Raw genomic sequence first — 14,964 nt, 5'->3', positions numbered from 1 at the left:
CAATAAATTATTAGCCTGCGAATGCAACCCTATAAACTGAAATGGATTTTTAGCGGACGGCAGCGGCGGTTTACAACGCGCTGCCGTCGGCGGCTCAGTACATGCGGCGCGTCAGGCCCATAATGTCGAGTATCTTGGTGGCGATCTCCTCCACCGAATAGTTGGTGCTGTTGAGATAGCGGATCTGATGGGTGCGAAACAGCGCTTCAACCTCACCGACCTCAAGCCGACACTGGCGCATCGAGGCGTAGCGAGTATTTTCCGCCCGCTCCTGGCGAATGGCGGCGAGCCGTTCCGGATCGATGGTCAGCCCGAACAGCTTGTTCTGAAACGGACGCAGCGCGGCGGGCAGCTTCAGGTTGTCCATATCGTCGGCAATAAAGGGGTAGTTGGCGGCGCGAATGCCGAACTGCATCGCCAGGTAGAGGCTGGTGGGGGTTTTGCCGCAGCGCGATACCCCCAGCAGGATCACCTGCGCATCCTCCAGCCCGCGCAGCGAGATGCCGTCGTCGTGCGCCAGGGTGTAGTCGATGGCGGCGATGCGCGCGTCATACTTGCCCAGATTACTGGCGTCCAGCCCGTGGGTGCGGTGCGCGACCGGTGCCGGCGCCATGCCCAGCTCCTCCTGCAGCGGCGCCACCAGCGCCTGGACGATATCCTGACAAAACCCTTCGCTCTGCATAATGATGTCGCGCACTTCCGGCGTTACGATGGAGAAAAACACCAGCGGTCGCACGCCGCTTTTCTGATAGAGCGCGTTAATTTGCGCTTTCACCGCCTGAGCGCGCTGCACGTTCTCGACAAAGGGCAGCGTCAGGCTGTTAAATCCCACCGGAAACTGCGACAGCACGGCGTGGCCCAGCACTTCAGCCGTAATGGCGGTGCCGTCTGAAATATAAAAAACGCTTCTTTCGCTGCTCATGGCGTTATCCTGTTGCGGAAGAGGAGATCGATTACGTTAGCAGTTTTAGTCGATCGGCTTAAACAAAATAAAAAATCCATAGGTGACTTTTATGAATTTTTTGTTTTTTCGTGATTAACCTCGCGTATAAGGGCGGCGTTAAATAGTGAAATGGTGTTTTATTTCGTCTTTTTTCCTGCCGGGTTTGTCGGGAACAGGAAATAAGCCCGCGCGGCGTTGCGCAACAAAAAAGTGCGTTAAGCTGATGAAATATAGACTAAACCAATAACATCATGCAGTTAGCGTAAAATAGCCGCTTTGCGCAACAGGCAAAATTTATCGGAATAATTCCTAATTTGTCTGTTCTTCTGCGCTTTAACGATTCAACACTTAGTCTTTAATTGCGCGTTGTGCCAGGCTGATTTTGCGAATAGCAAAATGTTCCATGTGCCCATTCATTCTTAAAAGGATAATCTCGATGTCCATTACAGGCGAACAGCCGTTAGTGCTCTGGTATAACCAGCTTGGCATGCATGATGTCGATCGCGTGGGAGGAAAAAATGCCTCTCTCGGTGAAATGATTACGAATTTGTCGTCGCTGGGCGTCTCTGTGCCCAACGGATATGCGACCACATCTTACGCCTTTAATCAGTTCCTCGATCAGAGCGGCCTGAACCAGCGCATTTACGATTTACTGGACAAAACCGACATTGACGATGTGGATCAGCTGGCGAAAGCCGGTAAGCAGATCCGTCAGTGGGTGGTGGATACTCCGTTCCAGCCCGAGCTGGAAACGGCTATTCGCGAGGCTTACGCGCAGCTCTCCTCTGATGATGCGGAGGCGTCGTTCGCCGTGCGCTCCTCCGCCACGGCGGAAGATATGCCGGACGCCTCTTTCGCCGGTCAGCAGGAGACGTTCCTGAACGTGCAGGGCTTTGACGCGGTGATGATCGCCGTGAAGCACGTTTACGCCTCCCTGTTTAACGATCGCGCCATCTCCTATCGCGTGCACCAGGGCTACGACCATCGCGGCGTGGCGCTGTCGGCGGGCATTCAGCGTATGGTGCGTTCCGATCTCGCCTCGTCAGGCGTGATGTTTACTATCGATACCGAATCGGGCTTCGATCAGGTGGTGTTTATCACCTCCGCCTTCGGCCTCGGCGAAATGGTGGTGCAGGGCGCGGTCAACCCGGACGAGTTTTACGTGCACAAGCCAACGCTGGCCGCCGATCGTCCCGCTATCGTGCGCCGCAATATGGGCTCGAAAAAGGTGCGCATGGTTTACGCCGACTCCCAGTCGCACGGCGAACAGGTGCGTATTGAAGACGTGCCGGACGTCGAGCGCGACCGCTTCTCCCTGAGCGATGAAGAAGTAGAGGCGCTGGCGCGCCAGGCGGTGCTGATCGAGCAGCACTACCAGCGCCCGATGGATATCGAATGGGCCAAAGATGGCCACACCGGCAAGCTGTTTATCGTTCAGGCGCGTCCGGAAACCGTACGCTCTAACGGCCAGGTGATGGAGCGCTACAACCTGCAGGGCAAAGGCAGCGTGGTGGTGGAAGGCCGCGCCATCGGCCACCGCATCGGCGCCGGCGAAGTGAAGGTGATCCACGACATCAGCGAGATGAACCGCATCGAGAAAGGCGACGTGCTGGTGACCGACATGACAGACCCGGACTGGGAGCCGATCATGAAGAAAGCGTCGGCGATCGTCACCAACCGCGGCGGACGCACCTGTCACGCGGCGATTATCGCGCGCGAGCTGGGCATTCCAGCGGTGGTCGGCTGCGGCGACGCCACCGACCGCCTGAAAGACGGCAATAAAGTCACCGTCTCCTGCGCCGAAGGCGATACCGGCTATGTCTATAACGATCTGCTCGACTTTGAAGTGACCAGCTCGCAGGTAGATGAAATGCCGGCGCTGCCGCTGAAGATTATGATGAACGTCGGCAACCCGGACCGCGCGTTCGACTTCGCCTGCCTGCCGAACGAGGGCGTTGGCCTGGCGCGTCTGGAGTTCATTATCAACCGCATGATCGGCGTGCACCCGAAAGCGCTGCTGGAGTTTGATCAGCAGACGCCAGAGCTGCAGCAGCAGATCTGCGCCATGATGAAAGGCTTCGACGATCCGGTTGAGTTCTATATCGCGCGCCTGACTGAAGGGATCGCCACGCTGGGCGCCGCCTTTGCGCCGAAGCGGGTGATTGTGCGCCTGTCGGACTTCAAATCGAACGAGTACGCCAATTTAGTCGGTGGCGAGCGCTACGAGCCGGAAGAAGAGAACCCGATGCTCGGCTTCCGCGGTGCGGGCCGCTATGTGGCAGACAGCTTCCGCGACTGTTTCGCGCTGGAGTGCGCCGCGGTGAAGCGTGTGCGTAACGAGATGGGGCTGACCAACGTTGAAATCATGGTTCCCTTTGTGCGCACCGTGGATCAGGCGCAAGCCGTGGTCGAGGAGCTGGCGCGTCAGGGGCTGAAGCGCGGCGAGAACGGGCTGAAGATCATCATGATGTGCGAAATTCCTTCGAACGCCCTGCTGGCCGAGCAGTTCCTGGAGCACTTCGACGGCTTCTCTATTGGCTCGAACGATATGACGCAGCTGGCGCTGGGGCTGGATCGCGACTCCGGCGTGGTGTCGGCGCTGTTCGACGAACGCAACGAGGCGGTGAAGGCGCTGCTGTCGATGGCAATTCAGGCGGCGAAGAAACAGGGCAAATATGTCGGCATCTGCGGCCAGGGGCCGTCCGACCATCAGGATTTCGCTGCCTGGCTGATGGAGCAGGGCATCGACAGCCTGTCGCTGAACCCCGATACCGTGGTGGAAACCTGGCTGTCGCTGGCGGAAATCAGCTAGCGCACCAGCCGCATTGAGTCATGCCACTAATAAAAGGCCAGCGCTGCTGGCCTTTTTACATTAATTCGGCCAAAAAAAAAGCCCATCACAGGGGATGGGCAAAGACTACACACAGCAATTCTTTACTTTACTCAGGGGAAAAAGGTTGTTTAAAAATCAGTAGGTTGATTTCAAACATAGGCATCATGTTATTCACCGCGCCGCCCTGAGTCTTTAAGAATCCTCTTATTAGTTTAAAGCCAGTAAACTTTTGTCACCTCTTTTGCGCGAAAAGTCGGGTAAAACAGTGCGAAAAATAAACTATTCGCCGCTGATATGCGGCCTCATGGCCGAAAACTGCGTTTTTTCTTAAAAAGCGCTAATGGAAAAAAATATTACCGTGACGCAAATGCATCGGGGCGGTTAACCGCCCCGATGCGGATTCAGGAAGGAAGGTGCTCTTCATCGTGATCGGACAAAATCTCCACCACACTGGCGAGATCGCCCTCAGGCGGCGGCGGGGCTTCATGCATCCAGACGGAGACCAGACGGTAGGAGACCGCCAGCACCACCGGCCCGATAAACAGGCCGATCAGGCCGAACGCTACCAGTCCACCGATGACGCCGGAGAGGATAAGGATCATCGGCAGATCCGCGCCCATGCGGATTAGCATCGGACGCAGCACGTTGTCCAGCGTGCCGACCACGCAGCTCCAGATCAACAGCACCGTGCCCCAGGTGGTGTCGCCGCTCCAGTAAAGCCAGATAATGGCGGGCACCAGCACGATCAGCGGCCCAATCTGCACCAGGCAGCAGAGGATCATCAGCACGGTGAGCAGCGTGGCGTAGGGGATGCCAGAGAGCGCCAGCCCAATGCCGCCCAGCACGCCCTGCACCAGTGCGGTCACCACCACGCCGAGCGCCACGGCGCGGATCGCCTGACCGGCCAGCAGCACGGTCGCGTCGCCGCGGCGGCCCGCCATGCGAAAGGCGAAGTGGCGGATGCCCTGCGCCGCCTGTTCACCGCGCCAGAACAGCAGGGCGCTAAACAGCAGCATGACGCCGAGGTGGATCATCAGCCGGCCAAAGTGGCCCGCCTGAGCGACGAAAAACCCGGTGGTGCGGCCGACGTAGGGCTGCAGCTTCGCCATAATGGCGGAGCCGCCGCCCGCGATCAGCTTATGGTAGCTGGAGAAGAGCTTGTCGCCGATGGCCGGAATATCATTCAGCCACAGCAGCGAGGGCATCTCCATATGGCCCTGGGTCGCCCAGGCGATAACGGGGGCGCTGTTGTCGATCAGGCTGTTGACCAGCAGCGCAATAGGAATAATAAACAGCAGCAGCAGCAGCAGGGTCATTACCACCACCGCCAGCGAGCGACGGTTCCACAGCAGCCGCTGCACGCGCAGCATCAGCGGCCAGGTCGCAATTACCACCATGCTCGCCCAGGCGAAGCCCAGAATAAAAGGTTGAACAATCCAGATACAGGCGACGATCATCAGCAGGATAAACATCAGCGTAAAGAGCATCTGCGGCATATCCGTGGAGCGGTGCAGGTTTTTCATAACAGAGAACGACCTCTAATAATCCTTCATTAAGGGGCAATCAGGCCCGGTTTAATGATGAGCTATTTTGTCCGCTTTAAACAGAGGCGAAAGGGGCGCTTTTTCCCTTTCCTGAAAAAACAGCGAGCGCGAAAAAAATGTGTTAAAACGGAACGTTCAGACAAAACAAGCAACGCAAACGTTTACAACATCCTGGTCTCTCAATAATGATCCCACAGATTTCTCAGGCGCCCGGCCTCGTTCAACGGGTGCTGACATTCCTCGAGGCGCTGAAGGCGCAGGGTTTCACCGGCGATACCGCCACCAGCTATGCCGACCGCCTGCTGATGTCCACTGACAACAGCATCTATCAGCTGCTGCCGGACGCGGTGCTCTTTCCGCGCTCCACCGCCGACGTGGCGCTGATCGCGCGCGTAGCGGGTGAGGCGCGCTTTAATGAACTGGTCTTCACGCCGCGCGGCGGCGGCACCGGCACCAACGGCCAGTCGCTGAATCAGGGCATCGTGGTGGATATGTCGCGCTACATGAACCGCATTCTGGAGATTAATCCGGAGCAGGGCTGGGTGCGCGTCGAAGCGGGCGTGGTCAAAGATCAGCTCAACGCCTGGCTGAAGCCCTACGGCTTTTTCTTCTCGCCGGAACTCTCTACCAGCAACCGCGCCACGCTGGGCGGCATGATCAATACCGACGCCTCTGGCCAGGGATCGCTGGTTTACGGTAAAACCTCCGATCATGTGCTGGGGCTGCGCGCGGTGCTGCTGGGCGGCGATATTCTCGATACCCGGCCGATGGCCGCCGCGCTGGCAGAGACGCTGGCGCAGAGCGCGACGCCGGAGGGGCGTATTTATCAGCAGGTGTTAACGCGCTGCCGCGAGCAGCGCGCGCTGATCCTGGAGAAATTCCCGAAGCTCAACCGCTTCCTGACCGGCTACGACCTGCGCCACGTCTTTAGCGACGATATGCAGACCTTCGATCTGACGCGCATTCTGTGCGGCGCGGAAGGTACGCTGGCCTTTATCACCGAGGCGCGGCTCGATATCACCCCGATCCCGAAAGTGCGTCGCCTGGTGAACATCAAATATGACTCGTTCGACTCCGCGCTGCGCAACGCGCCCTTTATGGTGGAGGCGCAGGCGCTGTCGGTTGAAACGGTCGACTCTAAGGTGCTCAACCTGGCGCGGGAAGATATCGTCTGGCATTCGGTGCGCGAGCTGATCGCCGACGTGCCGGATAAAGAGATGCTTGGCCTGAACATCGTTGAGTTTGCCGGCGACGACGGCGCGCTGATCGAACAGCAGGTCTCCTCGCTCTGCGCGCGGCTCGAAACGCTGATGGCGCAGCGTCAGGGCGGCGTGATCGGCTACCAGCTCTGCGACGACCTCGACGGCATCGAGCGCATCTATAACATGCGCAAAAAAGCGGTGGGCCTGCTGGGCAACGCCAAAGGCCGCGCCAAGCCGATCCCCTTCGTCGAGGACACCGCCGTGCCGCCGGAGCACCTCGCCGACTATATCGTCGAGTTTCGCGCGCTGCTCGACAGCCACGGCCTGAGCTATGGCATGTTCGGCCACGTCGACGCGGGGGTGCTGCACGTGCGCCCGGCGCTGGATATGTGCGATCCGCAGCAGGAGATGCTGATGAAAACCCTGTCGGATGAGGTGGTGGCGCTGACCGCCCGCTACGGCGGACTGCTGTGGGGCGAGCACGGCAAAGGCTTCCGCGCGCAGTACAGCCCGGCCTTTTTCGGCGAAACCCTGTTCAATGAGCTGCGCCGCATCAAGGCGGCGTTCGATCCCGACAACCGCATGAACCCCGGCAAGATCTGCACGCCGCTCGGCAGCAACGAGCCAATGATGCAGGTAGACGCGGTGAAGCGCGGCAGCTATGACCGCCAGATCCCGCTGACGGTGCGCAGCGACTGGCGCGGGGCGATGGAGTGCAACGGCAACGGCCTCTGCTTTAACTTCGATGCGCGCAGCCCGATGTGCCCGTCGATGAAGATCACCCGCAACCGCATTCATTCGCCGAAAGGGCGCGCCACCCTGACGCGCGAATGGCTGCGCCTGCTGGCGGAGCAGGGTGTCGATCCGCAGCAGCTGGAGAAGCAGCTGCCGGAAAACAGCCTGTCGCTGCGGGCGCTGATTGGCCGGGTGCGCAACAGCTGGCACGCCAGCAAAGGGGAGTATGACTTCTCTCATGAGGTGCATGAGGCGATGTCCGGCTGTCTCGCCTGTAAGGCCTGCTCAACGCAGTGCCCGATCAAAATCGACGTGCCGGACTTTCGCGCGCGCTTTTTACAGCTCTACCACACGCGCTATCTGCGCCCGGTAAGCGACCATCTGGTGGCGGCAGTGGAGAGCTACGCGCCGCTGATGGCGAAGGCGCCAAAGACCTTTAACTTCTTCCTGAAGCAGCCGTGGATGCGCGAGCTGAGCAAGAACCATATCGGCATGGTCGATCTGCCGCTGCTGTCGTCGCCGTCGCTGAAAAGGACGCTGAGCGGCCATCCAGCGATGAACATGACGCTGGAGCAGCTGGAGGCGCTAAGCGTCGAGGCGCGCGCCGACACGGTGCTGGTGGTGCAGGATCCTTTCACCAGCTTCTACGAGGCGCAGCTGATTGCCGATTTTATCCGCCTGATCGAAAAGCTCGGCCTGCGGCCGGTGCTGCTGCCCTTTATGCCCAACGGCAAGGCGCAGCACGTGAAAGGCTTTCTGCAGCGCTTTGCGCGCACCGCCGGCAAAACCGCGGACTTTCTCAATCGCGTGGCGAAACTCGGCATGCCGATGGTCGGCGTCGATCCGGCGACGGTGCTCTGCTATCGCGATGAATATAAGCAGACGCTCGGCGAGGCGCGCGGCGATTTTCATGTGCAGCTGGTGCATGAGTGGCTGCGCGACGTGCTGAGCGCGCGCGCCGCGCAGCCGGTGAGCGGGGAGAGCTGGTATCTGTTCGCGCACTGCACCGAGGTGACGGCGCTGCCGAACACGCCGAATCAGTGGCAGGAGATCTTCGCCCGCTTCGGCGCGAAGCTGGAAAACATTAACGTCGGCTGCTGCGGGATGGCGGGCACCTACGGCCATGAAAGCAAGAATCTCGACAATTCGCTGGGCATTTATGGGCTGTCATGGCATCCACAGCTGCAGAAGCTGCCGCGTCAGCGCTGCCTGGCGACGGGCTTCTCCTGCCGCAGCCAGGTGAAAAGGCTGGAGGGCAACGGTATGCGTCATCCGCTGCAGGCGCTGCTGGCATTAATGTAACGAAATTGTGCGCGACGTCACGACGCGGCTGGATTAGAATATCCAGCCCGCGTGACGCACGAAGTCGCTCTGCAGCGCGGTGGCTTTGTCCCACTCACCGACCAGCGCCAGCTGATGGCACAGGCGGGTGAGCGAGAGGCGCGCCAGCTGATAGGCCTGAATGCGGAACAGCCGATCGCGTTCGCTGTTGCCCATCTCTTGCACCAGACGATGATGCAGTTTGCCCATGGCGTGCAGGTAGCTTTGATCGTCTCCGTTGATCTGGCAGATTTCCGCCATATCCAGACAGGTGTCGTTAAACTGACGCAGCTGATGAATGGTGCAGTCGGCGCGGTTGAGCTTTGCCTGCGCCATATAGAAATCAACGGTGAGATCGCGCACCGAGAATTTGTAGTCGTCGATTTTGTGCTGTAACCAGGCGGAGACGGAAAGCGTCATGGCGCCACCTCAAATGGTTAATGATAATAATTATCATATTCAACTGGGTGAGGATTGCAATTGCGCTGGGCGAAAAATTTGATGATTTACTTAGCCTGTTAATAAAATCGGCAACAACAATCCCCAAAGGTTTCATAAAGGCGTAACCTATCAATAAGAATTTATTAATAACTGGCTGAAAATTTTTTTACGTAATTTTAACAGGTTAGGCTATCGATTTGCGCGCGCGCTGTCTCGCCGCAAAGGGCTGCGAAGCAGCTATGCTTAATAAAGCAGCGATTAAAAACAGCACAAGATGATTATCCCTGCAAAACAAGAGGTTGAAGTGATCGCCCAGATCCTTACCATAGGGGGATAGCCTGAAAAGGTCCGGACTTACGAGGTATCAACATGGCATCTGTAAATGCAGCAACTTTCTCTCCCGACGATTTCGTCTGGAAAGGGGTCACGCTCACTGATTCCGCCGCGAAGCAAATTCTTAACCTGGTGGCGCAAGATCCTGAAGTTAAAGGCTTGCACCTGGGCGTGAAGCAATCCGGCTGCGCCGGTTTCGGTTACGTCATGGATCTGGTGAAAACGCCCGCCGACGACGATCTGCAGTTTACCCATAACGGCGCATCGCTCTATGTGCCGCTTCAGGCAATGCCGTTTATCGACGGCACCGAAGTGGATTACGTCCGCGAAGGCCTGAATCAGATTTTTAAATTCAATAACCCTAAAGCTCAACACGCCTGCGGGTGCGGTGAAAGCTTTGGCGTCGAGTAAGTGAAATATGTCACGACACAGCGAAACATCTGACGATGTACAAATGTGGGAAGGCAAGCTCAACTACAAAGAGGGCTTCTTTACCCAGTTGCAAACCGACGAAATGGCGCACGGCATCAATGAGGATGTGGTGCGCGCGATCTCGGCTAAACGTAACGAGCCAGAGTGGATGCTGGAGTTTCGTCTTAAAGCCTTTCGCGCCTGGCTCGAAATGGAAGAGCCGCACTGGCTGAAAGCGCATTACGACAAGCTTGATTACCAGGATTACAGCTATTACTCGGCGCCCTCCTGCGGCAACTGCGACGACAGCTGCGCCTCAGAGCCGGGCGCGCTGCAGTCGTCAGGCATCGAAGAGACCAACAACTACCTGACGCAGGAAGTTGAGAAAGCGTTCGATCAGCTCGGCGTGCCGGTGCGCGAAGGGCGCGAAGTGGCGGTCGACGCAATTTTCGACTCCGTTTCCGTCGCCACCACCTATCGCGGCAAGCTGGCGGAGCAGGGCATTATCTTCTGCTCCTTTGGCGAAGCGATTCAGGAACACCCTGAGCTGGTGCAGAAGTATCTCGGCACCGTGGTGCCGGCCAACGACAACTTCTTCGCCGCGCTGAACTCGGCGGTCGCCTCTGACGGCACCTTCGTTTATATCCCGAAAGGGGTGCGCTGCCCGATGGAGCTGTCGACCTATTTCCGCATCAACGCGGCGAAAACCGGTCAGTTCGAGCGCACCATCCTGATTGCGGATGAAGACAGCTACGTCAGCTACATTGAAGGCTGTTCGGCACCGGTGCGTGACACCTATCAGCTGCACGCGGCGGTAGTGGAAGTGATCATCCACAAAAACGCGGAAGTGAAATACTCCACCGTGCAGAACTGGTTCCCTGGCGGCGAAGGCGAAGGCGGTATCCTGAACTTCGTGACCAAGCGTGCGCTGTGCGAAGGCGAGAACAGCAAAATGTCCTGGACGCAGTCCGAGACCGGCTCCGCCATTACCTGGAAATACCCGAGCTGCATTCTGCGCGGCGACAACTCCATCGGCGAATTCTATTCGGTGGCGCTGACCAGCGGACGCCAGCAGGCAGATACCGGCACCAAGATGATCCATATTGGTAAAAACACCAAATCGACCATCATCTCTAAGGGTATCTCCGCCGGTAAGAGCCAGAATACCTATCGCGGCCTGGTGAAAATCATGCCGACCGCGACCAACGCGCGTAACTTTACCCAGTGCGACTCGATGCTGATCGGCCCTGATTGCGGCGCGCATACCTTCCCGTATGTGGAAACCCGCAACAACACCGCTCAGCTCGAGCATGAGGCGACCACCTCACGCATCGGCGAAGATCAGCTGTTTTACTGCCTGCAGCGCGGTATCAGCGAAGAAGATGCGATCTCCATGATCGTTAACGGCTTCTGTAAAGACGTTTTCTCTGAGCTGCCACTGGAGTTCGCCGTGGAAGCGCAAAAACTGTTAGCCATCAGCCTTGAGCACAGTGTGGGCTGATGCCGTCACACGCGTTGCCGGAAGCAATGTGAAGGAATAAGTATGTTAAGCATTAAAGATTTACAGGTTAGCGTTGAAGACAAAGAGATTCTGCGCGGTCTTAACCTCGAAGTGAAACCGGGCGAAGTGCACGCTATTATGGGCCCGAACGGCTCAGGCAAAAGCACGCTCTCTGCCACGCTGGCTGGCCGTGAAGATTACGAAATCACCGGCGGTTCCGTGAGCTTCAAAGGCAAAGATCTGCTGGAGCTTGACCCAGAAGATCGCGCGGGCGAAGGCATCTTTATGGCGTTTCAGTATCCGGTGGAGATCCCAGGCGTCAGCAACCAGTTCTTCTTGCAGACCGCGGTCAACGCGGTGCGTAAATATCGCGGCAACGAAGAGCTGGATCGCTTTGACTTCCAGGACTTTATCGAAGACAAGATCCATCTGCTGAAGATGCCGGAAGATCTACTGACCCGTTCCGTTAACGTCGGCTTCTCCGGCGGCGAAAAGAAACGCAACGACATTCTGCAGATGGCGGCGCTGGAGCCTGAGCTGTGCATCCTCGATGAAACCGACTCCGGTCTCGATATCGATGCGCTGAAAATCGTCGCGAAAGGCGTTAACAGCCTGCGCGACGAGAAGCGCGCCTTTATTATCGTGACCCACTACCAGCGTATTCTGGACTACATCAAGCCAGACTTCGTGCACGTGCTGTACAAAGGCAAGATCGTCAAATCTGGCGACTTTACTCTGGTGAAACAGCTGGAGGAGCAAGGCTATGGCTGGCTTACCGACGAAGAGTGATAACGCCCTGCAGCAGTGGCATCATCTGTTTGAATCGCGCGGCGAGTCACGCTCGCTGCAGGCTCAGCAGCACTGGCAGCAGCTGATGCGCGTCGGCCTGCCGACGCGTAAGCATGAAAACTGGAAATACACCGCGCTGGACGGCCTGCTGGCCCACCAGTTCGTGCTGCCGCAGGCGAACAGCCTGAGTCAGGCGCAGGTTGACGCGCTGGCGCTGCCGCTCGACGCCATTCGTCTGGTGTTCGTCGACGGCCAGTTTCAGCCGTCGCTGAGCGCGGGCGACACCGAGCTGTTCGCCGTGCAGCACAGCCGCGCCGCCGAGCGTCGTCCGCTGCCGGCACCGGTGCAGCCAGAGGTGTTTCTGCACCTGACCGAAAGCCTGGCGGAAGAGGTAACCTCGATTCGCCTGGCGCGCGGCAAAGCGGCGGCGCGTCCGCTCTATCTGCTGCATATCACCAGCGGTCAGGCTGATGCGCTCAACACCGTGCATCATCGCCACCACTTCGAGCTGGAAGAGAGCGCGCAGGCGCAGGTCATCGAGCACTACGTGACGCTGAACGGCACGCAGCACTTTACCGGCGCGCGCTTCACCTTCGCGGTGGGCGACAACGCCCAGCTGACGCATATCAAGCTGGCGTTTGAAGAGAGCAGCAGCTACCACTTCGCCCATAACGATATCGTTATTGGCCGTGATGCGCAGGTCAGCAGCACCAGCTTCCTGCTGGGCGCCGGTCTCTCGCGCCACAACACCAGCGTGCAGCTCAACGGTGAAAACACCCAGCTGTCGCTTAACAGCCTGGTGCTGCCGATGAATGCGGAAGTGGCGGACACGCGCAGCTATCTGGAGCACAACAAAGGCTACTGCCTGAGTCGTCAGCTGCACAAAACCATTTCGCGCGACAAAGGCCGCGCGGTGTTCAACGGCCACATTAAAGTGGCGCAGCACGCGCTGAAAACTGACGGACAGATGACCAACAACAACCTGTTGCTGGGCCGTCTGGCGGAAGTAGACACCAAGCCGCAGCTGGAAATCTACGCCGACGACGTGAAGTGCAGCCACGGCGCGACCATCGGCCGCATCGATGACGAACAGATGTTCTACCTGCGCTCGCGCGGTATTGCAGAAGAGGCGGCGCAGCAGATGATTATTCACGCTTTCGCCGCTGAGCTGACCGAAGCGCTGGATGATGAGACGCTGCGTCAGGCGGTTCTGCAACGCATCGCGGCGCGTTTCCCTGGAGATGCCTCATGATGAACTTCGATCTCGAACGTATCAGGGCCGACTTCCCGATCCTGAAGCGTGAGGTCAACGGTCATCCGCTGGCCTACCTTGACAGCGCGGCCAGCGCCCAGCGTCCGCTGGCGGTGATTAACGCCGAAAGCCATTTCTATCAGCACGGCTATGCGGCCGTGCATCGCGGCATTCACAGCCTGAGCGCGCAGGCCACCACCGATATGGAAAACGTCCGCCTGCAGGCGGCGCGTTTCCTTAACGCCTCTTCGCCGGAAGAGATCGTGTTTGTCAAAGGCACCACCGAGGGGATCAACCTGGTGGCGAACAGCTGGGGCGCAAGCCAGCTCAAAGCCGGCGACAATCTGATCATTACCGAGATGGAGCACCACGCCAATATCGTGCCGTGGCAGATGGTGGCGCAGCGCACCGGCGCGGAAATCCGCGTGCTGCCGCTGAACGACAACGGCGAGCTGGCGCTCGAGGCGCTGGCGGAGCTGATCGATAGCCGCACGCGACTGCTGGCGGTGACGCACGTCTCCAACGTGCTCGGCACCGTTAACCCGGTCAAGGCGCTGGTGGCGCAGGCGAAAGCCGCGGGTCTGGTGACGCTGGTGGACGGCGCGCAGGCGGTGATGCACGGCAAGGTCGACGTGCAGGATATCGACTGCGACTTCTACGTCTTCTCCAGCCACAAAATTTACGGCCCTAACGGCGTCGGCATTCTCTACGGGCGCAAAGCGCTGCTCGACGAGATGCCGCCGTGGGAAGGGGGCGGCTCGATGATCGATCAGGTCCTGCTGCCGACCGGCACCACCTGGAACAAGGCGCCGTGGCGTTTTGAAGCGGGCACGCCCAACACCGGCGGCATCATCGGCTTTGGCGCGGCGCTGAACTATGTGGAGTCGATTGGTCTGGACGCTATCCAGCAGCGCGAACAGGCGCTGATGCGCTATGCGCTCGACAAGCTCGCCTCGGTGCCCGATCTGGTGATTTACGGTCCGCAGGATCGCGCAGGCGTCATCGCCTTTAATCTGGGCAAGCATCACGCCTATGACGTTGGCAGCTTCCTCGATCAGTACGGTATCGCCATCCGCACCGGCCATCACTGCGCTATGCCGCTGATGCGTCGCTTTGCGGTTCCCGCCATGTGCCGCGCCTCGTTCGCCTTCTACAACAGCGAAGAAGAGGCCGATCGTCTGGCGGCCGGTTTGACCCGTATTCATCGTCTGCTGGGCGGTTGAGCAGAGTTCAGGAGTAAGTGATGGCTACGTTGCCAGAAAAAGAGAAACTGGTGCGCAACTTTAACCGTTGCGCCAACTGGGAAGAGAAGTACCTCTACATCATCGAGCTGGGGGCGAAACTTCCAGAATCATCCGAAAGCCTGCATCAGCCGGAAAATGTCATCTCTGGCTGCCAGAGCCAGGTCTGGATCAAGATGCATCCGCAGAGCGACGGCACCATCGCCTTTGAAGGCGACAGCGACGCCGCTATCGTTAAGGGATTGATTGCGGTAGTGTTTAGCCTCTATCAAAACCTGACGCCAGCGGATATCGTCGCGCTGGACGTGCGTCACTGGTTCGAAGAGCTGGCGCTGACGCAGCATCTGACGCCTTCACGGTCGCAGGGCCTTGAGGCGATGATTCGGGCAATTCGCCATAACGCTCAAAATCTCCTCTGA

11 protein-coding genes and 1 other RNA gene are annotated in these 14,964 nt (G+C 58.5%); 8 read left to right on the top strand and 4 right to left on the bottom strand.

The window, feature by feature from the left end; genetic code table 11:
- Positions 1–94: 94 nt before the first annotated feature.
- Positions 95–922: a pyruvate, water dikinase regulatory protein gene (locus MC269_RS10125; protein ID WP_081137326.1), complete on the bottom strand. Its 828-nt coding sequence runs from the start codon at positions 920–922 to the stop codon at positions 95–97.
- A 457-nt stretch (positions 923–1,379) separates the two neighbouring features.
- Here MC269_RS10125 and ppsA point away from each other — a divergent pair, with 457 nt between their 5' ends.
- A complete protein-coding gene (gene ppsA, locus MC269_RS10120; protein ID WP_239952297.1) occupies positions 1,380–3,755 on the top strand; it encodes a phosphoenolpyruvate synthase in 2,376 nt (791 codons plus the stop codon).
- 70 nt (positions 3,756–3,825) lie between these two features.
- On the opposite strand, the gene rprA is transcribed toward ppsA, so the two are convergent.
- Positions 3,826–3,933: antisense sRNA RprA (gene rprA, locus MC269_RS10115), an RNA gene on the bottom strand.
- 244 nt (positions 3,934–4,177) lie between these two features.
- The gene (gene ydiK / locus MC269_RS10110; RefSeq protein ID WP_239952296.1) at positions 4,178–5,299 is read right to left on the bottom strand and encodes an AI-2E family transporter YdiK; all 1,122 of its coding nucleotides are present in this window, start codon (positions 5,297–5,299) and stop codon (positions 4,178–4,180) included.
- 206 nt (positions 5,300–5,505) lie between these two features.
- On the opposite strand from ydiK, the gene MC269_RS10105 reads away from it, so the two are divergent.
- Positions 5,506–8,559: an FAD-binding and (Fe-S)-binding domain-containing protein gene (locus MC269_RS10105; RefSeq protein WP_239952294.1), complete on the top strand. Its 3,054-nt coding sequence runs from the start codon at positions 5,506–5,508 to the stop codon at positions 8,557–8,559.
- Between the two features lie 33 nt (positions 8,560–8,592).
- Here MC269_RS10105 and MC269_RS10100 read toward each other — a convergent pair whose 3' ends face one another.
- Positions 8,593–8,997 (bottom strand): hypothetical protein, encoded by a 405-nt coding sequence (locus MC269_RS10100; RefSeq protein WP_081137334.1) that lies wholly within the window; start codon positions 8,995–8,997, stop codon positions 8,593–8,595.
- 390 nt (positions 8,998–9,387) lie between these two features.
- Between MC269_RS10100 and sufA the strand changes: the two genes are divergently transcribed.
- The 6 genes from sufA to sufE are packed head-to-tail and all read left to right on the top strand — an operon-like array spanning position 9,388 to position 14,964.
- Entirely contained in the window at positions 9,388–9,762 is a 375-nt protein-coding gene (gene sufA, locus MC269_RS10095) for a Fe-S cluster assembly scaffold SufA (protein ID WP_081137336.1), read from the top strand.
- Positions 9,763–9,769: 7 nt separating this feature from the next.
- Positions 9,770–11,263: a Fe-S cluster assembly protein SufB gene (gene sufB, locus MC269_RS10090; RefSeq protein ID WP_081137338.1), complete on the top strand. Its 1,494-nt coding sequence runs from the start codon at positions 9,770–9,772 to the stop codon at positions 11,261–11,263.
- Between the two features lie 42 nt (positions 11,264–11,305).
- The gene (gene sufC, locus MC269_RS10085) at positions 11,306–12,052 is read left to right on the top strand and encodes a Fe-S cluster assembly ATPase SufC (RefSeq protein WP_239952293.1); all 747 of its coding nucleotides are present in this window, start codon (positions 11,306–11,308) and stop codon (positions 12,050–12,052) included.
- Entirely contained in the window at positions 12,027–13,304 is a 1,278-nt protein-coding gene (gene sufD, locus MC269_RS10080) for a Fe-S cluster assembly protein SufD (RefSeq protein ID WP_239952292.1), read from the top strand. Before sufC ends, sufD begins: the two co-directional genes overlap by 26 nt.
- Positions 13,304–14,527, top strand: coding sequence for a cysteine desulfurase SufS (gene sufS / locus MC269_RS10075; protein ID WP_081137703.1), 1,224 nt, complete (start codon positions 13,304–13,306; stop codon positions 14,525–14,527). Before sufD ends, sufS begins: the two co-directional genes overlap by 1 nt.
- A gap of 20 nt (positions 14,528–14,547) precedes the next feature.
- A complete protein-coding gene (gene sufE / locus MC269_RS10070) occupies positions 14,548–14,964 on the top strand; it encodes a cysteine desulfuration protein SufE (RefSeq protein ID WP_081137342.1) in 417 nt (138 codons plus the stop codon).

The organism is Pantoea sp. Z09 (genome assembly GCF_022394795.1).
Taxonomy (GTDB): domain Bacteria; phylum Pseudomonadota; class Gammaproteobacteria; order Enterobacterales; family Enterobacteriaceae; genus Pantoea; species Pantoea latae.
The sequence above is the reverse complement of the archived record's forward strand: the minus strand, read 5'-3'. Positions and strand labels throughout refer to the sequence as shown.